This is a genomic window from Pseudomonas saxonica (genome assembly GCF_007858365.1).
Lineage (GTDB): Bacteria > Pseudomonadota > Gammaproteobacteria > Pseudomonadales > Pseudomonadaceae > Aquipseudomonas > Aquipseudomonas saxonica.
Genome location: NZ_VFIO01000006.1, coordinates 70727 through 92671, shown reverse-complemented (window position 1 = coordinate 92671; position 21945 = coordinate 70727). Strand labels below are relative to the sequence as shown.

Annotated in this window: 18 protein-coding genes; 13 read left to right on the top strand and 5 right to left on the bottom strand. The window is 54.3% G+C overall.

Annotated features, from left to right (window positions below):
- The first annotated feature begins 49 nt into the window (after positions 1 to 49).
- The 8 genes from FJD38_RS15815 (at position 50) to FJD38_RS15780 (ending at position 9522) form a co-directional block, all read left to right on the top strand.
- Complete coding sequence (locus FJD38_RS15815) at positions 50 to 3517, top strand: response regulator (RefSeq protein ID WP_122782698.1); 3468 nt, start codon at positions 50 to 52, stop codon at positions 3515 to 3517.
- Entirely contained in the window at positions 3518 to 4333 is an 816-nt protein-coding gene (locus FJD38_RS15810) for a CheR family methyltransferase (protein ID WP_122782699.1), read from the top strand. It abuts the gene before it with no gap.
- Positions 4330 to 4911: a chemotaxis protein CheB gene (locus FJD38_RS15805; protein ID WP_146386191.1), complete on the top strand. Its 582-nt coding sequence runs from the start codon at positions 4330 to 4332 to the stop codon at positions 4909 to 4911. Before FJD38_RS15810 ends, FJD38_RS15805 begins: the two co-directional genes overlap by 4 nt.
- A complete protein-coding gene (locus tag FJD38_RS15800; RefSeq protein WP_146386189.1) occupies positions 4911 to 6107 on the top strand; it encodes a hybrid sensor histidine kinase/response regulator in 1197 nt (398 codons plus the stop codon). The genes FJD38_RS15805 and FJD38_RS15800 overlap by 1 nt, the downstream gene beginning before the upstream one ends.
- A 66-nt stretch (positions 6108 to 6173) precedes the next feature.
- Positions 6174 to 6551 carry a response regulator gene (locus tag FJD38_RS15795; RefSeq protein ID WP_122782702.1) on the top strand — a complete coding sequence of 126 codons (378 nt, stop codon included), beginning with the start codon at positions 6174 to 6176 and terminating at the stop codon, positions 6549 to 6551.
- Positions 6552 to 6915: 364 nt separating this feature from the next.
- On the top strand, positions 6916 to 7671 hold the full coding sequence (locus FJD38_RS15790; RefSeq protein WP_244302742.1) for a TauD/TfdA family dioxygenase: 756 nt from the start codon (positions 6916 to 6918) through the stop codon (positions 7669 to 7671).
- Positions 7672 to 7723: 52 nt separating this feature from the next.
- Positions 7724 to 8572 (top strand): EamA family transporter, encoded by an 849-nt coding sequence (locus tag FJD38_RS15785; protein WP_146386185.1) that lies wholly within the window; start codon positions 7724 to 7726, stop codon positions 8570 to 8572.
- Entirely contained in the window at positions 8572 to 9522 is a 951-nt protein-coding gene (locus FJD38_RS15780; RefSeq protein ID WP_146386183.1) for a LysR substrate-binding domain-containing protein, read from the top strand. Before FJD38_RS15785 ends, FJD38_RS15780 begins: the two co-directional genes overlap by 1 nt.
- A 45-nt stretch (positions 9523 to 9567) precedes the next feature.
- On the opposite strand, the gene eco is transcribed toward FJD38_RS15780, so the two are convergent.
- Positions 9568 to 10044 carry a serine protease inhibitor ecotin gene (gene eco, locus FJD38_RS15775; protein ID WP_122782706.1) on the bottom strand — a complete coding sequence of 159 codons (477 nt, stop codon included), beginning with the start codon at positions 10042 to 10044 and terminating at the stop codon, positions 9568 to 9570.
- A 213-nt stretch (positions 10045 to 10257) separates the two neighbouring features.
- On the opposite strand from eco, the gene pgm reads away from it, so the two are divergent.
- From pgm to FJD38_RS15760, 3 genes are all read left to right on the top strand, one after another.
- Positions 10258 to 11898: a phosphoglucomutase (alpha-D-glucose-1,6-bisphosphate-dependent) gene (gene pgm, locus FJD38_RS15770; protein WP_146386181.1), complete on the top strand. Its 1641-nt coding sequence runs from the start codon at positions 10258 to 10260 to the stop codon at positions 11896 to 11898.
- A 391-nt stretch (positions 11899 to 12289) separates the two neighbouring features.
- Positions 12290 to 14494, top strand: coding sequence for a hypothetical protein (locus FJD38_RS15765; RefSeq protein ID WP_146386179.1), 2205 nt, complete (start codon positions 12290 to 12292; stop codon positions 14492 to 14494).
- A complete protein-coding gene (locus FJD38_RS15760; protein ID WP_146386177.1) occupies positions 14478 to 15503 on the top strand; it encodes an NAD(P)/FAD-dependent oxidoreductase in 1026 nt (341 codons plus the stop codon). Before FJD38_RS15765 ends, FJD38_RS15760 begins: the two co-directional genes overlap by 17 nt.
- 161 nt (positions 15504 to 15664) lie before the next feature.
- Here the strand turns inward: FJD38_RS15760 and FJD38_RS15755 are convergent, their stop codons facing one another.
- Entirely contained in the window at positions 15665 to 16675 is a 1011-nt protein-coding gene (locus FJD38_RS15755; protein WP_146386175.1) for a zinc-dependent alcohol dehydrogenase family protein, read from the bottom strand.
- Positions 16676 to 16743: 68 nt separating this feature from the next.
- Complete coding sequence (locus FJD38_RS15750; protein ID WP_122782711.1) at positions 16744 to 17040, bottom strand: ArsR/SmtB family transcription factor; 297 nt, start codon at positions 17038 to 17040, stop codon at positions 16744 to 16746.
- A 153-nt stretch (positions 17041 to 17193) separates the two neighbouring features.
- Here FJD38_RS15750 and hemB point away from each other — a divergent pair, with 153 nt between their 5' ends.
- On the top strand, positions 17194 to 18168 hold the full coding sequence (hemB, locus tag FJD38_RS15745) for a porphobilinogen synthase (protein WP_122782712.1): 975 nt from the start codon (positions 17194 to 17196) through the stop codon (positions 18166 to 18168).
- Here hemB and FJD38_RS15740 read toward each other — a convergent pair.
- On the bottom strand, positions 18165 to 19109 hold the full coding sequence (locus FJD38_RS15740; protein WP_122782713.1) for a LysR family transcriptional regulator: 945 nt from the start codon (positions 19107 to 19109) through the stop codon (positions 18165 to 18167). The two genes, hemB and FJD38_RS15740, sit on opposite strands and share 4 nt — an antisense overlap.
- A 472-nt stretch (positions 19110 to 19581) precedes the next feature.
- Between FJD38_RS15740 and FJD38_RS15735 the strand changes: the two genes are divergently transcribed.
- Positions 19582 to 20847, top strand: coding sequence for a Wzz/FepE/Etk N-terminal domain-containing protein (locus FJD38_RS15735; protein ID WP_233609124.1), 1266 nt, complete (start codon positions 19582 to 19584; stop codon positions 20845 to 20847).
- A 9-nt stretch (positions 20848 to 20856) separates the two neighbouring features.
- Here the strand turns inward: FJD38_RS15735 and modC are convergent, their stop codons facing one another.
- Entirely contained in the window at positions 20857 to 21945 is a 1089-nt protein-coding gene (modC, locus tag FJD38_RS15730; protein ID WP_146386173.1) for a molybdenum ABC transporter ATP-binding protein, read from the bottom strand.

Sequence of the window (21945 nt, the reverse complement as noted above, 5' to 3'; positions counted from 1 at the left end):
TCGCTTATCCTGCAAACTCTCGTTTTTGCCTCCAGTACGGACTCGACACATGAAATCCCCCGCATCCATTGATGAGCGAAGCTTTCGCAAGCTTTTAAGTCGAAACGTAGGCTTGCCCTTGGCCGTTGGCGTGCTCAGTGCCGTGCTATTTGTGGTGATGATCAGCTATCTGTTGTCGGTGATCCGCTGGGTCGAACACAGTGATCGTGTCATTAGCAACGCCAATGAAGCCGCCAGGCTCACGGTTGACCTGGAAACAGGGATGCGTGGCTACCTCATCACCGGAGACGAGCACTTTCTTGACCCTTATGTCGTTGCCAAGCCGCAAATAGTTGCGCAATTACAAAGCTTGCAAGAACTGGTCAGTGATAATCCGCAGCAAGTCGATCGACTCAAGCGCCTTGAAGCTTTGCAGAGAGAATGGGCGCTGTACGCACAGTCAATGGTTGATTTGAGTCGTCAGAACGGTGATTACAAAGCCGCGGTGCAGTCCGGCAGAGGCAAACGTCTGACGGATGAGATACGTAAGGAATACGAAGAGTTCATTCAAACAGAGCAGCAATTGCGGGTGGCCCGCAGTGATCAAGTCAGCCAGACGACTGTCATCAGCATCAGCCTTTACCTGATATTTATCCTCGGCCTAAGCGGGTTTCTGGCCTATGTAGGACGTCGTGATTTAGTAAACCTTTCAAATAGTTACAACGAAAACTTCGAGTCTTATATCAAGACGGCGGAACGTTTGGAGCGTCAGGCATGGCTGCGTAACGGCCAGACCGAGCTGGCTGAACAGGTATTGGGGCGTCTGACCCTGAATATGCTGGGACGCAATATTCTTCAATTCTGCGCCCAGTATCTGGGCAGCGTGGTGGGCGCCGTGTATGTGCGCGAAGATCATGGCGGCCTCAAGCGCGTGGCTTCTTATGGGTTTTCCCGTGAGCAAGAGGCTAAGGATCAACTGGTTCACAATGATGAAGGGTTGGTCGGCCAAGCCGCTCAGCAGGACCAGCTGATTCGCCTGGACAATGTGCCTCAAGACTATTTCTTTAAAGTCAGCTCCGGGTTGGGCGAAGGCGCGCCGCGCAGTGTGCTGGTGGTGCCAACCAGCGATGATGATCGGGTCAATGGTGTGATTGAGTTGGGTTTTCTCAGGGCCTTGACTGAGCGTGATATTGAATTGTTTGAATTGATCGCCGACAACATTGGTACATCGATTGAGGCTGCTCGTTATCGTCAACGTCTGCAAGAGGTACTGGCTGAGACTCAGCAGCTAAATGAAGAGCTGCAAGTGCAACAGGAAGAACTCAAGACCGCCAACGAAGAGCTTGAGGAGCAATCGCAGATCCTTAAAGAGTCGCAGACTAACCTTGAGACCCAGCAGGCGGAACTGGAGCAGACCAACGAAGCTCTGTCCGGTCAGCGCGATGCGATGAACCGCAAGAATATCGAGCTTAATGAGGCTCAGGTTCAGTTGGAAGAGCGCGCTCAGGAGCTGCAACGGTCCAGCAAGTACAAGTCCGAATTCCTTGCCAATATGTCCCATGAGCTGCGCACGCCCCTCAATAGCTCATTGATTTTGGCAAAACTGCTGTCTGAGAACCCTCACGGAAACCTTTCAGGTGAGCAGGTCAAGTTCGCCGAGTCGATCTATTCGGCGGGCAATGACTTGCTTAACCTGATCAATGACATTCTGGATATTTCAAAAGTCGAGGCTGGCAAGCTTGAAGTCTTGCCCGAAAACGCCAGCGTAGCGAGGGTGGTAGAAGGCTTGCGCGGGATGTTTGAGCCATTGGCCGCGGACAAGGGGCTGACACTCAAGGTTGAAGTGCAACCCGGCACGCCGCCCATGCTCTACACCGATAGCCAGCGTTTGGAGCAAATCCTGAAGAACTTGCTGTCCAACGCGATCAAGTTCACCGAAAAAGGTCAGGTCAGCCTCACCGTTGCGCGGGTGCCCGGCGAAGGGGTTGCCTTCACAGTGAAGGATTCCGGTATTGGTATAGCCCAGGATCAGCAAGAAAGTATCTTTGAGGCGTTCCGTCAGGCTGACGGCACCACCAATCGCCGCTATGGCGGTACCGGCTTGGGGTTGTCGATTTCACGTGACCTGGCGACTTTACTCGGCGGCTCCATCAGTATCAGCAGCACGCCGGGGCAGGGCAGTGAGTTTACGTTGATCATGCCTGAGCAATTTGTCGAGCCTGCCGAGCCGATGACGCCCAAGGTCGCGCCATCGCCCCGGCCCGTACCGGCCAGCACTGTGTTGGTGCCCGTTGAGGTTGCGCCTGTACACATTCCCCGTTTTGCCGATGACCGTGAAAAAGCACCGTTCAGCACTCGCTGTATTTTGGTGGTTGAAGACGAGCCGAACTTTGCCCGTATCCTCTTCGATCTTGCGCATGAGCTGGGGTATAACTGCCTGGTGGCCCACGGCGCGGACGAAGGCTTCGGGCTGGCTGCTGAGTTCATTCCCGACGCTATTTTGCTGGACATGCGCTTGCCTGATCATTCCGGGTTGACAGTGCTGCAACGCCTTAAAGCGTCAGCGCCGACCCGGCACATTCCGGTACACGTGATTTCCGTTGAGGACCGTGTAGAAGCGGCGATGCACATGGGCGCAGTGGGTTATGCGGTGAAACCGACGACCCGTGAAGAACTGAAAAATGTGTTTGCACGACTTGAAGCCAAATTGACCCAGAAGGTCAAGCGAGTGTTATTGGTCGAAGACGATGATCTACAACGCGACAGCATCGCCCGCCTGATCGGCGATGATGATATTGAAATCACCGCAGTTGGCTTCGCACAGGAAGCATTGGATCTACTGCGCAGCAATATTTACGACTGCATGATCATCGACCTCAAACTGCCGGACATGCTCGGTGGTGATTTGCTCAAGCGCATGTCGACTGAAGATATTTGTTCTTTCCCGCCGGTCATCGTCTATACCGGACGTAACCTGACCCGCGATGAAGAAGCCGAACTGCGCAAATACTCGCGCTCCATCATCATCAAAGGCGCGCGTTCACCTGAGCGTTTGCTCGATGAGGTGACATTATTTCTGCACAAAGTGGAATCCCAGTTGTCTCATGAGCGCCAAACGATGCTCCAGACTGCTCGCAGCCGCGACAAGGTGTTTGAAGGGCGCAAGATTTTGCTGGTGGATGACGATGTACGAAACATCTTTGCCCTGACCAGTGCGCTTGAGCATAAAGGTGCCATCGTGGTGATTGGCCGTAATGGCCGTGAAGCCATTGAGCGCCTGAACGAAGTGGAAGACATCGACCTGGTGCTGATGGACGTCATGATGCCGGAGATGGATGGTTATGAAGCCACTATTGAAATTCGCAAAGACCCGCGTTGGCGCAAGCTGCCGATCATTGCCGTAACAGCCAAAGCGATGAAGGACGATCAGGAGCGTTGTCTGCAGGCAGGCACCAATGATTATCTGGCTAAACCGATTGATCTGGATCGCCTGTTCTCTCTGATCCGGGTCTGGCTACCGAAAATGGAACGACTCTAAGTGCATCGAAACACCGACATTGAATTGAGGTTGCTGATCGAAGCGATCTACCTCAAATACAGCTATGACTTTCGTGACTACTCCGGTGCTTCGGTGAAGCGCCGTGTCCATCACGCAATGCGTCAGTTCGACTGCAACACTATTTCGGCCTTGCAGGAGCGCGTGCTGCATGACCCGACTGTGTTTATGCAGTTGTTGCAGTATTTGACGATTCCGGTCAGTGAGATGTTTCGCGATCCTGAGCACTTCCTGGCGATCCGCCAGGAGGTGGTGCCTATTCTCAAGACCTACCCCTCGCTGAAAATCTGGATCGCCGGTTGCAGCACCGGCGAAGAGGTCTACTCAATGGCCATCTTGCTGCGGGAAGAAGGGCTGCTGGACCGCACCATTATTTATGCCACCGATATCAATCCGCGTTCGCTGGAAAAAGCCAAGCAAGGCATTTTCTCGATGGAAAGCATCCGCGGCTACACCAGCAATTACCAAAAGGCGGGAGGTCAACGCTCGTTTGCCGATTACTACACGGCGGCTTATGACTACGCCATCTTTGACAAGAGCTTGTGTGAGAACGTCACGTTCGCCGACCACAGCCTGGCGACCGACAGTGTGTTTTCAGAAACTAATTTAATTTCGTGCCGTAACGTGTTGATTTACTTCAACAAAAATCTTCAAAACCGAGCGTTTGGTTTGTTCCATGAGTCACTTTGTCATCGCGGTTTTCTGATGCTGGGTAGCAAGGAAACTCTCGATTTTTCGGATTACAGCAAAGCGTTTGCGCCGGTGCTCAAGCAAGAACGGATCTACCGAAAGCTATGACCACCGAACTCAGGGCTGTAGACGCTGTGGTCATTGGCGCCTCCTCAGGTGGCGTCGAGGCATTGCTGACGCTTTTTGCCAACGTTCAACCAGGCTTTCGGTTGCCGGTTATTGTGGTCTTGCATATTCCTGATGAGCGTCGCAGCCAGCTGGCCGCTGTGTTCAACAATCGTTTGTTATTACCGGTCAAGGAAGTCGACGACAAAGAGCCTATTGCCCCGGGGACCTTGTACTTTGCGGCCCCCGGTTATCATGTCTCGATAGAGCACGATCACAGTTTTTCATTGAGCCGCGAGGAGCGGGTGCACTATTCCCGCCCCTCCATTGACTACCTTTTTGAGTCGGCAGCCGATGTGTATCAATCGCGTCTGGCTGCAATATTACTGACGGGGGCTAACCAGGATGGTGCCCAAGGGTTGCTAACGGTCAAACAGCAAGGCGGTTTGACCATTGTGCAAGACCCGACCGAAGCCCTTGTGGCCACCATGCCGCATGCAGCGCTTGAACGCTGCCAACCGGACTACATCCTTCCTTTGCACGGCATTGCCCGTTTGCTCGTCGAGCTGGAACGAATCTAATGCTACTAAGTGAAATTCAAGCCAAGTTGCTGATCGTTGACGATCTGCCTGAGAACTTGCTGGCGCTGGAAGCGTTGATCACACGCGAGGATCGCACGGTTTACAAAGCCCTGTCCGCGGACGAGGCGCTGTCGCTATTACTGCAACATGAGTTTGCGATGGCCATTCTTGATGTTCAGATGCCGGGTATGAACGGCTTTGAACTGGCCGAGTTAATGCGCGGTACTGAAAAAACCAAAAATATCCCGATCGTGTTTGTCAGTGCCGCCGGGCGCGAGATGAACTATGCCTTCAAGGGCTACGAAAGTGGTGCCGTGGACTTTTTACACAAGCCACTGGATATCCATGCGGTCAAAAGTAAGGTCAATGTGTTTGTCGAGTTGTATCGACAAAGCAAGGCCATGAAGCATCAGGTTGAAGCGCTGGAACAGAGCCGCCGCGAGCAAGAAACCTTGCTGGCACAACTGAAAGTTACCCAGTGTGAGCTTGAGCATGCGGTGCGTATGCGCGACGATTTCATGTCGATTGTTTCTCATGAAGTTCGTACGCCACTCAATGGACTGATTCTTGAAACCCAGCTGCGCAAAATGCATCTGGCCCGCGAAAATGCCGCTGCCTTTACCATGGACAAAATGCACGCCATGGTCGATCGCGACGAACGCCAGATTCAGAGCCTTATCCGCCTGATAGAAGACATGCTGGATGTGTCGCGCATACGCACCGGCAAGTTATCGATTCGCCCCTCGACGTTTGACTTGTCGCAAACTGTGGCCAATCTGCTCGAAAGCTTCGCAGCGCAAATCAGCGCAGCACAATCGCGAGTCGACTTTACCGTTCGCCAGTCAGTGATAGGTCAGTGGGATGAATTCCGAATAGAGCAGGTAGTGTCCAACTTGCTGACCAACGCATTGCGCTACGGTGCCCGCAAACCGGTGCAGGTTTCTGTTTATGTTGAAGGGGCGAGTGCCATCATCGACGTGAGAGACCAGGGTATTGGCATCAGTGAAGAAAACCAGAAACGAATTTTCCATCAATTCGAGCGGGTTGCCGGGAGTGACGTTGTGAGCGGGCTGGGGTTGGGGCTGTTTATTTCTGAGCAGATCATCGCCGCTCACAACGGTTCTATCAGCGTACACAGTACGTTGGGCGAGGGCGCTTTGTTCAGGGTCAGCCTACCGTTGGTGCAAAAGTCATGAATTGGCCGCAACCTCTCGCTCGGCGTGAGGTCGTAATGGCAGCGATAGTACGGATTAGGGTTTCCCATGAGTGAAGATGCGCAAGATGTTGTTTTGATTGTTGAGGACGATCCCTCGATCCTGATGGTGTTAAGCGCTTATCTGTCGGGTGTAGGCTATCGAGTGTTGCAAGCGGAAAACGGGCAGCGGGCCTTTGAAATTTTGGCGAGCAAGCCGCATCTGGATTTGATGGTCACTGATTTCCGACTGCCGGGTGGCATTTCAGGGGTTGATATTGCAGAGCCCGCAGTTAAATTACGGCCGGATCTGAAAGTGATCTTCATCAGTGGTTATCCGGCGGAAATTCGTGAAACGGGCAGCCCGATTACCCGCAAGGCACCGATTTTGGCCAAGCCCTTTGACCTCGATACCTTGCAAGAACAGATACAGGAACTGTTGAAGTGAGGTGTGTCCCCCTTGCTCGCTAAGCGTGCCGGGACGTGCCGGGAATGGGGCGAACTTACCGACAGCAGGCATGATGGTTTTTAATGGCAGCGCTGATGACCTTTCGCTTTTCGCCTACGCGTCTGGCTTAGTTTAATGGCTGCACTTAAAACCCATAAAAAAACATGCCATGACCCTAAACGTTAGTAACTTTCGTCAAGAAGTCTCTAAGTTCAAACTGTCAAATAATGCCTTCAATGAATTGTTGGCGGCCCAAGATAAACTGGCCCCTGATTCTTTGACACACCGGATCGATGTCACGCCGGCTCTCCTTGACTCCCAGTGCTCAGGCGCCCTGCTTGAGGAACTGGGCACTGTCAGAAACATGATTGATCACGAACGTCATGTACTGCTCATCGACGGTTTCAAGGTTGATACGCTCGCCCGCTTTAAATCACTGATTTGGACATTCGGCTCTCTGTTGGGTGTACCGATGGTGCAAAACCATTTGGGGCATCACATGATCGAGGTCTATGACCGGGGAGGCAAAAGCATTGAGGAGGGCGCCAGATATCATCAGACCAAACAAGGTGCCTACGTACATAACGATGGCGTGAGCGACCCAGTCCCTATTGATTACCTGATACTTGCTTGCGGGCAAAAAGCGCTGCTGGGCGGTGAAAGTATTCTGATAGACGCCAGCGCGGTGTATGTCGAATTAACGGCATTTCCAGAGATACTCGAAGTGCTTAAAGGGGATTTCCTTTTCGAGAATCGGGGGATGGCTGAGGAAGAACAGTTATTCAGGGCTCCAATCCTGAGTTTTTCCGATGAGGGTATTCCTCAAATCAGATATTTCCGGGTTTACATTGAATCGGCTCACCTCAAGGCTGGCCAACCGTTAACCGCTCTTCAAGTGCAGGCGCTGGACTTTCTTGACACCGCCCTGGATCAATCCAGCGTGCAGCATCGAATTTTGTTGGAGCCCGGCCAAGTACTGGTTTCGGCGGATAACAAGTTCTTGCATACACGAACGCAATTTATTGAGCAGCATGCTCCCCGTGCAGAAATCAGTGACAGCGACTGCCTGGCCACCCTTAACCGTTACATGTTGCGTATGTGGTTACGCAAACCGTCGTAGCTCCATGAAAGCGGCCGTCTTTCATACTCTCTCATCAAAAAAAGCAGAGCCCATGGATAACTCCGATATCGCAATCACGCTCGTCTTGATTTCAGCGTTTATGCACGCCACCTGGAATGCGGTGGTTAGAGCGGGAAGCAGTCGCTTCATGACGTTAGCCATGGTCGATGCAACGGCTTTGGTGATCTGCCTTGCGGCATTGCCACTGGTTAATGTGCCAAGTCTGCACGTTGCAGGGTATGTGTTGGTTTCAGTCGTGCTCAACACGGTGTATCGACTGTTTTTGATCAAGGCCTATGAGACAGGGGACTTCGGTCAGGTCTACCCGATTATGCGCGGAGTACCGCCGGTGCTGGTGGCGCTCTTTTCCTATTTCCTGCTGCATGAGCATTTATCCTTTCAGGCAATGGCAGGTGTTTTATTGATTTGCGCGGGCATTATCAGCCTGACGTTTGTGCGCAAGATGACCGCTCATTTGCTAAAGCCCATCATGATGGCTATTTGTGCGGGGGTCTTTATTGCTGCCTATACGGTGGTGGACGCCAAAGGGGTCAGGGCCAGCGATACCGTGTTGCAGTACATCATCTACCTGACAGTCTTTCAGAGTATTCCGATTCCGCTGCTGGCATTTTGCAAAGAGCGCTCGGCGCTTGCTCATGCGGTTCGTCGTCACTGGCGCGTCGGCGTGTTGGGAGGGGTGTTTTACCTGACGTCTTATGGTCTGGTGCTGTTTGCACTCTCTCTGGATGCCGTGGCCAAGGTGTCAGCGCTGCGAGAAACCAGTGTTATCATCGGCGCAATCATTGCTGCCTTGTTTTTTCATGAGCGGTTTGGCTGGAGGCGACTGCTCTCGGCGTTTGTGATTGTGTGCGGGATTATCTTGATCAAGGTGAGTAACTAATGCCCCAACGTCCGCCGCCAACCCCCATGCTTCAGGCATTCGTTTGCGCGGCCCAAACCGGTAGTTTTGCTCGTGCCGCCACTGAATTGAATCTGACCGCGAGTGCGATCAGCCATCAAATATCAGGCCTTGAAGAGTGGTGGGATGTGCAGTTGTTTGAGCGGCACTCGCGTGGCGTCAAGTTGACAGCCGCTGGCGAGGCGTTGCTGCCCGTTATTCATTCATTTTTTACGAACCTTGACGAAGTTTTGCATTCACTCAATCGCGGCAACTCGTCTCCATTGCATCTCTACTGTACTTCGTCATTGTGCTCCGCCTGGCTGATCCCCAGGATGCATGCCTCTCAGAGTGACGCTTGTTTGAACCTGGATCTGGTTTTAACAAATGCCGATTTAAGTGCCACCAACCTGGACGCCACTCAATACGATGTCGCCATTGTAATGGGGTACGGTCACTACCCCGGCCAACACGTAGAGCGATTGATGCGCGACGCGGTATTCCCCGTATGCTCGCCGGAGTTTCGTCGCCGTAACGGTGACATCTCCTTGATGGATATCGCTCGGTACCCTTTGATACATCGGGTCGATGACCCGTTGTGCCCCGGGTGGGAAAGCTGGTTCGCTTTTCAGGATTTACCGGCGCCAACTTATCACCAGGGCCCTCGATTTCCTGACTCCAGCCTGGCAATCAGCCTGGCAGTCAAGGGTGGGGGAATAGCATTGGGGCGAACCGCGCTGGTCTATGACCTATTAGAGGAGGGAAGTCTGGTTGCTCTAAGCGGGGCTGCAATGATATCGCCAGCGACTTACTACATTATCTGCAAGGAAGGGCGTCAAACAGAGCCTGATATAGCCAGACTGATGGACTGGATAAAAGCGCAAGCCGCCGACTTTGTTCAAGCGGTCAGTTCGCAGTACCCGGCACTCTCCGGCCCTGCTACAGGAAGTTGAGTCCAGTGGAGCAATAAGGGCCGCTGAGTATTTATTTTGGGGCCTTCACTCGCTAACAGCCTGCTTGATCTGTTTGGAAGCCGACCAGATGCGATAGCGCACTTCTATGTCCTTGGGCACATATACCACAATCGGCAACTTGCTGTTGTAACGCAGCATAAAACCTTCACCCACCACCGGAACAAACTCAGGATGGGCTTTGCCTTGCGGGCAAGCCATCATAGTACTCGCCGGGCCCGTCACCTTATTCAGGCGATACATCGGATAACCCCAGCCTTTGAGGGTTTTTTCTTCCAGCTTGCCGCCCAGTCGTTGCTGATTACAGTCCACTTGCAAGGTTTTACCGGCAATGATTTGAACTTTGTAATCGTCTTCATTCTTCTGCTTGGGCAGATAGATGACCTGGCGGCTGAACCCGGTTTCGGCTTTGGGGTAGGGGGCCACGTCTTCCAGTTTGGCCGCGTGGGCTACGCTGCACAGCGCACTCAGTAAAAGTGCTGCGCTGATGACGAATGGTTTCATGCGGTTTCCTTATTCCAAAACATAAATAGGTGTCGACTTGAAAGATGCGCACTGAACGCGGGTGTATTCTCGTCGTCGTGGCGCAATCAGACAACGACAAGTCTATTTAAGTGCAAAATCGGCCCGTTGTCGGGATAGATTGCTTCTCGCCAATGTCGAAGTGCCAGTAAACTGTTTTTTTTCCTCCGAATCATTATTTCCCGAGGTTTTTGCATGACACTCAGTCCTCTTGCGGGCAAACCGGCTCCAGCTCAACTGCTGGTCGATATACCGCGACTGGTGACCGCTTATTACACCGGTCAACCCGACGCTGCCATTGCCACACAGCGTGTTGCTTTCGGCACGTCGGGGCACCGCGGCAGCTCGTTTGAGCTGAGCTTTAATGAGTGGCATGTGCTGGCTATCAGTCAGGCTATTTGCCTGTACCGCCAGATGAAAGGCATTAACGGTCCGCTGTTCGTCGGCATCGACACCCATGCGCTGTCGACCCCGGCGGGTGCCAGCGCACTGGAAGTTTTTGCGGCCAATGGCGTCGAAACCATGATTGCGGCGAACGATGAATACACACCGACACCCGCCATCTCCCACGCGATCATTTGCTACAACCGTGGCCGCACTTCGGGCCTGGCCGACGGCGTTGTGATTACTCCGTCGCACAACCCGCCAGAAAGTGGTGGTTTCAAATACAACCCGCCAAACGGTGGCCCGGCTGATACCGATGTAACCAAGTGGATCGAAGCCAAAGCCAATGAATTGCTGGCTGCCCGGCTCTCGGGCGTCAAGCGCATCAGTTATGAGCAAGCCTTGAAAGCGGGCACCACGCACCGTCACGACTACCTTAATACCTATGTTGGCGATCTGAAAAACGTCATCGATATGGACACCCTGCGCGGTGCCAATTTGCGTTTGGGCGTTGATCCGCTGGGTGGTGCGGGTGTGCGTTACTGGTCAGCCATCGGCGAGCACTATGGGTTGAACCTTGAAGTCGTCAACACCTCGGTAGACCCAACGTTCCGTTTTATGTGCGTTGACTGGGATGGGCGCATCCGCATGGACCCGTCTTCCAGCTATGCGATGCAAGGCTTGATCGGGCTCAAAGAGCGCTTTGACGTGGCATTCGCCTGTGACCCAGACCATGATCGTCATGGCATTGTCACGCCATCCGGTGGCTTGCTGGCACCCAACAGTTACCTGGCGGTGTCGATTGATTATCTGTTCAACAACCGCCCGCAGTGGCGTGCAGATGCAGCCGTCGGCAAAACCGTGGTTAGCAGTGGCTTGATCGATCGGGTGAGTGCGCGCCTCGGACGTCGATTGTATGAAGTACCGGTGGGCTTTAAATGGTTCGCAGATGGTTTGTTCGAGGGTTCACTGGGGTTTGGTGGAGAAGAGAGCGCGGGAGCTTCGTTCTTGCGTCTGGACGGCAGCGTCTGGTCGACCGACAAGGATGGCTTGATCCCCTCACTTCTGGCCGCAGAAATGACCGCCCGTACGGGTCGTGACCCTTCTCAGCTGTATCAAAAAATGACTGAAGATCTGGGCCGGCCGTTCTCGACCCGTGTCGATGCCCAAGCCACCCCGCAGCAAAAAGCCCTGTTGAGCAAGTTGTCGCCTGAGCAGGTCAAGTCGACTCATCTTGCGGGCGAAACCATTACCCAAATCCTCAGCCATGCGCCCGGTAATAATCAGGCCATTGGCGGTTTGAAGGTGATGACTGAAAACGGCTGGTTCGCGGCACGACCGTCAGGCACTGAAGACATTTACAAGATCTACGCCGAAAGCTTTATCGGCGATGAGCACCTCGCCCGTCTGGTCGACGAAGCTCAAGTGCTGGTGGATGCGGCCATCTCGTAACGCTGTGACTCAGCCTGTGCCTGGCAACAGGGCAGGCTGAGGTCGTCTGGCCGGGTCGGTGACTACCGGTAAGTGCATGCAATGGAAAACGGCCATGTTTGCATTAAGCGCACTTTCAGTGCTCGCAATCGATTTGCGCGCACTCGCTTTAGTGCAACTGACGGATCGTCCAACAGATGCTGGCTTGATGGCCGTCAGTTCAGGCAAGTACCTGATAGTTCTACCAGCTATACATATTTGGTAAACGAGCAGATTCTTGTGTTTCGGTCGCTATTACCTTGAGCAAGGCACATAAACGCCGAACGCAACTATCGCTAATCCCTATCTGTACGACCCGTCGAAAGGATCTTTCTACTTATTCAGCATCAGGGACAAACTTGAGGACAACAACATGGCTTTGTTCAGTGATGTACAACTTGCCTGCTCGCGCTTGGCTCCGCACGGCTGGCACTCACTTCTGCTCCAACATGGCTTGGACATCACTGCGCCAAACTTGCAGCAGGAACTGAGCAAACCATTGTCTGTTGACCGAGCCCTCAAGGGCTTTGAAGACTTTTCTCCCGCTGGGGGGCGTGGCATCGAAGCCGGTCGGCCTGCAGAAAGTTTGTTGTATCACGCGTTTGCTTCGCCGAATGTGTTGAGCACCGCCGATGGAACCCAACTGACGGCTTTCCCTACAGCGCTTGAAATTGAGCAGTTACTGAATTTCGTTTACGGGTTCAACCCACCCAGCATGGAGATGTTGAGTGCATACGCGGGCTCAGCGCCATTGGCCATAGTCGTGTTTGCTTATGAGTATCGGCCACGCCCGGAAACCGTACATAAAGCCAAGGCAGACCTGTGTTTCTCCCGTACCGGCGTGGCCCGAATAGGTACCGCACCCGCCTTGTATGATGCCGCACGGCGTGGCTTCCTGCCCTTTGTAGAGGCCGATACGCAGCAGATGCGGGTCATTCCGGCCCGTTATGGCGCGTACATTGCCATGCAAAAAAACGGTGATAGTGAAAGCTTCGGTCCTATGAGTTTTCAATCACCCTCTGACGCAAATTTGAGTTTTTGGGTGCCGATACACAAATTATTCAATGGCAAGGAATGCCTGCAGGGCCTGGACTTGACAGTGCATCTGGAAAACTACCAGATCAATGAGAAGATCCGGCAAGTGCATATGATGTACAGCGCAACGGGATGGCAAGAACCAGACATCCTGAATTATCCATTTGTCATTACCGAAGGCCTGTGTCATTGGGCTGAACCCACTGACATGGGTACTGGGCTTTTGGTCCCGGATGCCAAGGAGCGGTTGGTTGAGTTGGCCCACTATCAGGGGCAACCCTTGTCATTTACGATGCCAGCGGGCACGGGTGGGCTCTTGCATGGTCGCCATCGGGTCCTTGACGACGGCACGATCGAAGATCTGAATAACGTCGAAGGTGTTGATGCGATCGTCAGGCAGGGTGGCTATCGCACGCTGCACTATCAGGATGCAATGGCAGACGGCTGGGTCCGGGCACGTTGTCCAGAATTAGAGTCCTACGGCCTGGACAAGGACAGCGTCGCAGCCTATTCGATCATCGGCGCTCCCGACTTCTTCCCGCTGTGTGGGCAGCGCGAGCTGAAGGCGTGGTCAAATGATCCGAATGTATTCCCTTGTCCTGCGCCGCCGTGCCCCGAGGTTTGGCACGCCCGTGTTAATCCATTGTCGGACGTTCGTTACTCGATCAACCCGGCTTTGGAGGGCAATTACTTTGCCGAGGAAGATCGCGGTGTCACGGCCATTGTCTCCTTGCCGCTTGGTGAATCAGTGTCTGCCCAAGCTTTGACAGCACCTGAAGTAGCCTTGGCGCAACGCCAGTCTTGCTTGCCCGACTTCGCAAGTGGCGTGTTCGGACCCGGCTGGGAGATTGGTCGAGGTTTGATCGATAAACCTTTCAAGGAAGAACTTAATGGTTACATGCTAGCCAGTCCGTTTACTGAAGATGCGCGGATTTGCGCAGCGTTGGGTTCCTATTGGCCTGGCGTGGCACCTGATTCAACCCGTACATATGAACCGCGTACCGTCGCCTCTTCGGTCATTCCCATGACAGACGCCGAAATCGGTTTAAGTGATGCGCCCTCATGGGACGGCCTGAAAGGTCCTGTTTTGGTTGAACTGGAAGGTCGTCAGGTCGTTCAGTACCAAGCCTACGAGTACAGTGATTACACGTCGGCAGCATTAAAAGGACAGCTTTCACTGGCTGTTACGGGGCACATTAATACTGAGCAGTACCATCGGCGAGTCCTGGCCATGCATCGCGCCTATAAAGCGGTTGGAGCAACCGAAAAGGCAGAGAAAAGGCTGTGGTCGGTACTGTCCTTCTCGATCGTGCAACAGCCTGACGAGCAACTGGACGCTGCCGAGCAAGAGGCAGGGCATAGTCTGGAGGGGGAGGTAATGTACTTGTTCCTTTACAAACACGGTGCAATCAGCACGCCAGCGGATGATTTCAAGCGTCGTCATGTGGAGATTGATACGCGAGTGCAAATGTATGTCAGCCAGAGCGCCCTGATAGCCAAAGAAGACGACACACCGTGGCACTTACGTGACGAATCAATATGATGTGATTGTGGTCGGTGCAGGGCCTGCCGGCTGTGCGACAGCGATCGCGTGCGCACAGCATGGTATGCACGTGGCACTGCTGGAGCGCGATTCATTCCCGCGCCATCGCCCCGGCGAAACCTTACACCCGGCCATTGAGCCGCTGCTTGGCCAACTGGGGATACTGCGCGAGCTGACCGAACTCTCTGGTCTACGGCATCATGGGCACTGGGTGCATTGGGAGGGAGTGCCGCGTTTTGTCGAGTTCGGTGGTGATGCGGCTGGCCCTTGGCGAGGCTTCCAGATTGAGCGAGCAGCCTTCGATGTTCAACTCATGAACAGAGCGCGTGCTTTGGGGGTGCGGATTATCCAGCCCTGTGCAAGCCCAACGATCATTCATGATGGCAACAGGGTCGCAGGGGTCACCTTAGGGCAAGACCGGCTTCTGGCAGCCTGTGTAGTCGATGCTTCGGGAGGGCACGGATGGCTTCGGCGGCAATTGCCGATCCAGTGGCAGGCATTTTCACCGCAACTGATTGCTCGCTATGGCTATTACCAAGACGAGCTCGAGCGGATTTATGACACTCCACGGCTTATCGCGGTCAGTAATGGTTGGCAATGGATCGCTCGCCTCGACACTCATCACCTACACTGGACAACCTTGAGTTTTGACTCAAACAGCATGCCGATAGCCGGTTCGCCCGATGCGCTCAAGTCCTTGACACCGGTTGGCCCGGTACGCGGCGCAGACGTCTCCTGGCGCCTATCCGAGGCACCCATGGGGCCCGGCTACATACTGGTCGGTGATGCAGCGGCGATATTGGATCCTGCTTCGTCGCACGGCGTGCTTAAAGCGCTGATGTCCGGCATGCAAGCGGCCCAGGCCATTGCCGACTGCCGCGCCTGGCCAAGTGGCGAGCACGTAGTTCACCAGCATTTCAAAACCTGGTTGAACAATCAGTTCAACGCTGACATCAATGCTCTGCGTCAGTTTTACCGCGTGCATCCTTACCCGCCGATGTGGGTCTGATCAATTGTCGTTGTAGTTACCTGCCATCATCCTCGTCGACTTGCAGTCTATAGGGGACTGCGATTGTTCATCTGCCTCCCCGATTCAAGGCGCATCAGGAAAGACTCTGGAATCAATAGAAGAGGGTGGCGCACTGTCAATGCGCCACCTGTGTCGCGGTATCAGATATCCAGCACGATTTTGCCGAAGTGCTGGTTGGTTTCCTGATATTTGAACGCTTCAACAATGTCGGTCAGCGGGAAGTGACGGTCAATGATCGGACGCATACCGTTGGCATTAATGGCCCGAATCATGTCTTGTTGCTGGGTGCGGCTACCGACCAGCACGCCTTGCAGGCGCACCTGCTTGACCAGCGCGGGAACAAAGTCCATTGATCCGGATACGCCACTCAAAATGCCGATCACCGAAATATGCCCGGCAACCCGTACGGCAATCATCGACTGTTCAAGGGTCGAGGGGCCGCCCACTTCGATGACATGGTCAACACCGCGGCCACCGGTGAGTGCGCGTGCGGTCGCGCCCCATTGGGTGTCTTTGCGATAGTTGATGACGTGATCAGCGCCCAGCGCTTTCAGGCGCTCAAGTTTTGCATCGCTGGAAGAGGTCGCAATAACAGTGGCGCCCGCCATTTTGGCGAATTGCAGGGCGAATATCGAAACCCCGCCCGTGCCCTGGATCAACACGGTGTCGCCCGGCTTGAGGGAATCATCGGCCATCAACGCACGCCAGGCAGTCAAACCCGCCGTGGTCAGGGTTGACGCTTCGGCGTGGCTGTAACCCACAGGTGCCAGGGTGAAGGCGGTGGCTTTGGCGGTGACTTGCTCGCGGGCATATCCGTCGATGCCGTCGCCAGGCACGGTCACGAAGCCTTCAACCAGCGGTGTGCCGTCGATCCACTCGGGGAAAAAGGTGCTCACGACTGAATCGCCAACCTTGAATTCAGTGACGTCGCTGCCTACCGCAGTGACTTCGCCCGCACCATCCGCCATGGGGATCCGCTGTTCGGTTGGCCCCCACATACCGCTGACTACAGCAAAATCATGGTAGTTCAGGGAGTTGGCGTGTAAGCGTACGGTGATTTCACCACTGGCAGGGGCGCGCACTTCGCTGCTGCCCACGACAACATTGTCATAACCGCCACCAGGTTTAACGAAGATAGTTTTAGTGCTCACAATATTTCCTCTGTTTTTCACAACGCATAATGATCATTTCGTTAAATAACGAAATGATAGGGTAAAAATTACAACTCGATTTTCAGCCTAGCCGCAAAGTCATCGATCGCCTGCTCATTGCGTCGGTAGTACGTCCATTTGCCAATGCGGGTGCTCAGTACAAAACCGGCCCGTTGCAAGATGGCCAAATGCGCAGAAGCGGTGGACGGTGACAGGCCGGCCTTGTGCTGCAAATGGGTGACACACACACCGATAGCAGGATCACCGTGATCCTGAGGCGGGAAATTACTGAGTGGGTCTTTGAGCCACTCCATCATTTGCATGCGAGTGTCATTGCCCAAAGCTTTGAGCTGTTCGAGTATCATGGGCAGTGATGCTACGCTTTTTTACGAAATGTTCAACGGCCCTGTCGTGCCCCGTGACAACGGGCCGCAGGCAGGGCGGATATTTTGCATTTACAGGTTCAATCCTGTATTTGTTGCGCCATCAAGCCTTCAACCTGCCCATCAGGAACCATGATGCCTAGCCAGTTCCCTTCTGTCCGTCCCCGCCGTCTGCGTCGTACACAAACACTGCGCGACCTGTTTCAGGAAACCGAATTCAGCCTGAACGATCTGGTGCTGCCGATCTTTGTCGAAGAAGAGATTGACGACTTTGTACCCATCACCAGCATGCCGGGTGTGATGCGCATCCCCGAGTCGAAACTGGCCGGTGAGATTGAGCGTTATGCCCGTGCCGGTATCAAATCGGTGATGGCCTTTGGCGTGTCGCACCATCTGGATGCCACCGGCAGCGACTCATGGCGCGAAGACGGGCTGGTCTCGCGCATGGCCCGTATCTGCAAGGATACTGCGCCTGAAATGATCGTGATGAGTGACACGTGCTTCTGCGAGTACACCTCCCACGGCCATTGCGGTGTCATGCACGATCACGGCGTTGACAACGATGCCACCTTGATCAATTTGGGTAAGCAGGCGGTTGCGGCAGCAGCAGCGGGGGCCGACTTCATCTCGCCGTCGGCCGCGATGGACGGTCAAGTACAGGCCATCCGCAGCGCGCTCGATGCGGCCGGTTTTATCGATACCTCAATCATGGCGTATTCCACCAAGTTCGCATCGGCCCTCTATGGCCCGTTCCGCGAAGCGGGTGGCAGCGCATTGAAGGGCGATCGCAAGTCATACCAGATGAACCCGCTCAACCGTCGCGAAGCCATTCGCGAGTCGCTGCTGGATGAGCAGGAAGGCGCAGACGTACTGATGGTCAAGCCGGCCGGTGCTTACCTGGACATCATCCGTGACGTACGCGAAGCATCGCGCCTGCCATTGGCGGCGTATCAAGTGAGCGGTGAGTACGCGATGATCAAATTCGGTGCGTTGGCCGGCGCTATCGATGAAGCCCGTGTGGTGCGCGAAACCCTGGGTTCGATCAAGCGTGCGGGTGCGGACATGATCCTGACCTACTTCGCAATGGATCTGGCGTTGCAGGGGATCTAAGCTCCCCACGCCCAATGTGCCGGGTCATCGACGATGGCCTGGTGCATTTCCAGCACTTTGGGTATCTCCTGCTTCAAGAACTCGACCCACGTTCGCACTTTGGCATCCAGAAAGCGGCGAGAAGGGTAGAGCGCAAAGATGCTTTTTTCGTGCAGTCGGTAGTGTGGCAGCACGCGTACCAGTGAACCTCGCTGATAAGAATCCACGGCCACATAATCGGGCAACAAGCAGATTCCCAGGCCGGCTTGCGCCGCCTGTGCCATGGCCTCGGCGACGTTGACCTGAAACACATGCCCCGGACGAATTGACTGCTCGCCGTGTTCATCGCGAAAGGTCCAGCTGTCAGTGAAAAGCGGATCAACAAGATGCAGGCATCGATGCTGGCTCAGGTCTGCGGGCGTTTGTGGCACTCCGTGACTCTTCAGATAGGAAGGGGCTGCGCAGATCACGCTGCCGATGCTGCCCAGCGGCTGGCCAATCATTTCTGAATCGGGCAGATCCCCCGACAACGTGATCACTACATCGTGGCCTTCTTCCAGCAAATCGGGTTGGCGTTGAGAGAGCGTCAAGTCAATGTTGACCTGCGGGTAGAGCTTCACATAGCGGGCCACCAAGGGCGCGAGTAGTTGTATCCCCAAGCCCGTGGTCGATTGCACACGCAAATGCCCGCGCGGGATCAAGTGAGCGCCTGCAGCTTCGGCATTGGCATCCTCGATTTCGCCGAGAATCAAACGGCATCGCTCCAGGTACCGTGTGCCCACCTCGGTCAGTGCCAGACGTCGGGTGCTGCGTTGCAGCAAACGCGCCTGCAACAAGGACTCCAGCTCCGAGAGCAAACGTGAGGTCTGCGCTGTGGAATAGCCAAGCGCCTGTGCCGCAGCCGTGAAGCTGCCGGTCTCGACTACGCGTACAAACACGCGCATCGCCTGGTGAATGTCCATGCTGATAATGACTCCGCACATTAGCTATTGTTTTGTGGCGGCGATAATTACACAGACTGTAGAAAGATGCCGCTTTCCCGAGAATGTTCTTGCACTGTTTCAGTGCAAATTGGCGCGCGGCCGCATGATGAAGTGCAGACGAATGCTTAATGGATCACAACTCGAATGTGTGCGTGTAAGAAAATTCTACTGCACGAAAAAGCCTTAGCGTGATCAAGCACTTATTTATAAAAAATACCCTAAATTAGGGTAGGAAATGTCATTGAAAAATGTGAGATTAAGACTTTAATTAACCAAGGGTGATATCAGTATGATATTGCCCGATTGTTCAGTCAGGTGATTGATTTATTAAGGCGGGGACTTTTTTAGCTGTTTCCCTGTCAGACATGTACTTTAATTTGCTTGCCCTTTTCTTTTCCAGAACAGCCAAGCTCTGAACGTGCCAAAACGGTTCACACACAGGGAGCTATTTTTGAAGACTACTGAACATCCGCGTGCTGACGCAGAAATTGATGTGCTTGACCTGTTTCACTCGTTTTGGCAACAAAAGGTATTGATAGCAGTCACCACGGCCGCCGTGGCGGCCATTGCTGTGGGCTATGTGCTCGTCGCGCAACCCGTCTACCAGGCCAGTACCCTGCTGCGCCCGGCAGCGATCAATGAGCTTGATGCCCTGAACCGCTCTGAGGTGTACACCCTTCCTCCCTCAGACGCGTTGCTCAAAGTGGGCGCAGCACTGGACTCATACGAGACGCGTCTCAATTACTTTCGCGCTCACCCGGAGTTGTTCGAGCCGCTGCAAAAAAAGGGCATGACGCCTGAGCAAAGCTTTGAGATTTTTAACCGAGATGCCATTAATTTGATTCGCCCTGACCCCAAGTCAGGCGACTTGAGTTCTTTTTTAAAGTTACAGCTGACTTACCCGGATTCTGTTAATGGCCCGCAGATCCTTAACGGTTTTGTTGAATACGCGATCAATAACCAGCGTGCGCAAATCAGTGCGGATCTAAAAGTCATTATTAATAACCGATTGCGCGAACTGGATGAAAAAATCAACGCTGCACGTTCTGCCTATCGTTCGGACAAGGACGCCGAAATTGCCGGTCTGGTAGAAGGCGACACCTTGCAAACGGCAAAGCTTAAAGATGAGCTAAAGGCTCTGCGACTGCAGTTACGGACTGAACGGTCAGATCGTATCGCACAGTTGCAAGAGGCTATCGCTATTGCCAACTCGTTGGGTATTACCCAGCCGACGACGCCATCCGCGATGGCCGCGGCTACACAAGGTACTTCTTCACGGGGTATGCGTACCGAGATCACCTCACAAGCTCTGCCCCTGTACTTTATGGGCAGCAAAGCCCTGGAGGCCGAGCGTGCAGCTTTGCTCAAGCGTACCTCAGATGACTTTACCAACGAAAAAGTGTCGGATATCGCCAAAAAATTGCAGATGCTAGAGGTCAACCGCCAGGTTGAAATGCTCGGTAAGCGCACGAACGAAGATCTGTTTCTTAAAAATATCGAGCCGCTGCGTGCGGAGGTTGCCCGTCTGGGTGGCCTGAATACGGACATGAGCCGGTTGGGTCTGGCCAGCATTGATCGCAAGGCGCAAACGCCGCTGGATCCGATCAAGCCGAAAAAGGGCCTGATAGTCGGATTGGCCGTGGTACTCGGCTTGCTGTTGGGTTTCGGTATTGCAACCGTGCGCTATTTTGTCAGGCAGCGCCGCGAGACCCTGTAAGCCATAGACTCAGACCAACACTGCTGCCGACTTGACCTGTGCCCAGAGCGTTTGGCCTGGGTGCAGGCCGAGTTGGTCGCGCGAGTAACGGGTGATACGCGCCAGTAGCGCACTGCCATCGACGTCCAGGCGAACCAGCACGTGGGCCTGATTGTCTGTCCCCGTTTCGCTGATGACAGTGGCCTGCAAGCTGTTGAGAATGCTGCTGTGATCAATGCGATCAAGGCTCAGGCTGATATCGCGCGCTTGTATTTTGATGCGCATTGATTGCCCGATCGCCAACCCCTCGTGCGCAACTTTCAGCTGCTGGGCACTGTTAGGCAGTTGCAGGGTCAGCAAGTGATAGTGCGCATCAAAGGCCGCCACTGAGCCTTGAACGACGACGCCAGCGTCATCATCTAGCGCGAGAGGCAAGTCCAGTCGCGCCAATGTTTCGCCTATAGGGCCGCTGGCCAACGCCTTGCCCTGACTGAGCACGACAATATGATCTGCCAGGCGTGCGACCTCATCCTGCGAATGACTGACGTAGAGCACAGGAATTTCCAGCTCGGCGTGCAGGCGTTCGAGATACGGGATGATTTCGCGTTTGCGTTGGCTGTCCAGTGCTGCCAGCGGCTCATCCATGAGCAGCAGCCTGGGGTTGGTCAGCAGGGCACGGGCGATTCCGATCCGCTGGCGTTCGCCGCCAGATAAATGCGCCGGCGTGCGTTGCATCAGGTGTGCGATGCCGAGCAACTCGGCCGCATGATCGAGGTCAACCTTGCGTTCATGTCGTGGGATACGCTTGAGCCCGAACTCCAGGTTGCCCCGCACGGACAGATGCGCGAACAGACTGGCCTCTTGAAAGATGTAGCCCAAGGCACGTTTGTGTACGGGTACAAACGTGCGCTGTTGAGTGTCTTGCCAGATTTCACCATTGATCTGCACCAATGCGTGCCTGGCCCGCTCAAGCCCGGCGATGCAGCGCAAGCAGGTGGTTTTGCCCGAGCCTGAGTGTCCGTAAAGCGCTGTGACACCCTTGCCAGGTAGTTGCACGTCGATATCCAGCTCAAAACCGGGGTAATTCATTTGCAGCCGAACGTGTATCTGCGACGTCAT

Bases quoted from the DNA above. Each gene is read 5' to 3' on its own strand.
- FJD38_RS15805 (WP_146386191.1), top strand. From the start codon at position 4,330: ATGACCACCGAACTCAGGGCTGTAGACGCTGTGGTCATTGGCGCCTCC.
- FJD38_RS15765 (WP_146386179.1), top strand. From the start codon at position 12,290: ATGGCTTTGTTCAGTGATGTACAACTTGCCTGCTCGCGCTTGGCTCCG.
- FJD38_RS15785 (WP_146386185.1), top strand. From the start codon at position 7,724: ATGGATAACTCCGATATCGCAATCACGCTCGTCTTGATTTCAGCGTTT.
- FJD38_RS15800 (WP_146386189.1), top strand. From the start codon at position 4,911: ATGCTACTAAGTGAAATTCAAGCCAAGTTGCTGATCGTTGACGATCTG.
- FJD38_RS15790 (WP_244302742.1), top strand. From the start codon at position 6,916: ATGATTGATCACGAACGTCATGTACTGCTCATCGACGGTTTCAAGGTT.
- FJD38_RS15795 (WP_122782702.1), top strand. From the start codon at position 6,174: ATGAGTGAAGATGCGCAAGATGTTGTTTTGATTGTTGAGGACGATCCC.
- eco (WP_122782706.1), bottom strand. From the start codon at position 10,044: ATGAAACCATTCGTCATCAGCGCAGCACTTTTACTGAGTGCGCTGTGC.
- pgm (WP_146386181.1), top strand. From the start codon at position 10,258: ATGACACTCAGTCCTCTTGCGGGCAAACCGGCTCCAGCTCAACTGCTG.
- FJD38_RS15815 (WP_122782698.1), top strand. From the start codon at position 50: ATGAAATCCCCCGCATCCATTGATGAGCGAAGCTTTCGCAAGCTTTTA.
- modC (WP_146386173.1), bottom strand. From the start codon at position 21,945: ATGACGTCGCAGATACACGTTCGGCTGCAAATGAATTACCCCGGTTTT.
- FJD38_RS15750 (WP_122782711.1), bottom strand. From the start codon at position 17,040: ATGATACTCGAACAGCTCAAAGCTTTGGGCAATGACACTCGCATGCAA.
- hemB (WP_122782712.1), top strand. From the start codon at position 17,194: ATGCCTAGCCAGTTCCCTTCTGTCCGTCCCCGCCGTCTGCGTCGTACA.
- FJD38_RS15780 (WP_146386183.1), top strand. From the start codon at position 8,572: ATGCCCCAACGTCCGCCGCCAACCCCCATGCTTCAGGCATTCGTTTGC.
- FJD38_RS15740 (WP_122782713.1), bottom strand. From the start codon at position 19,109: ATGGACATTCACCAGGCGATGCGCGTGTTTGTACGCGTAGTCGAGACC.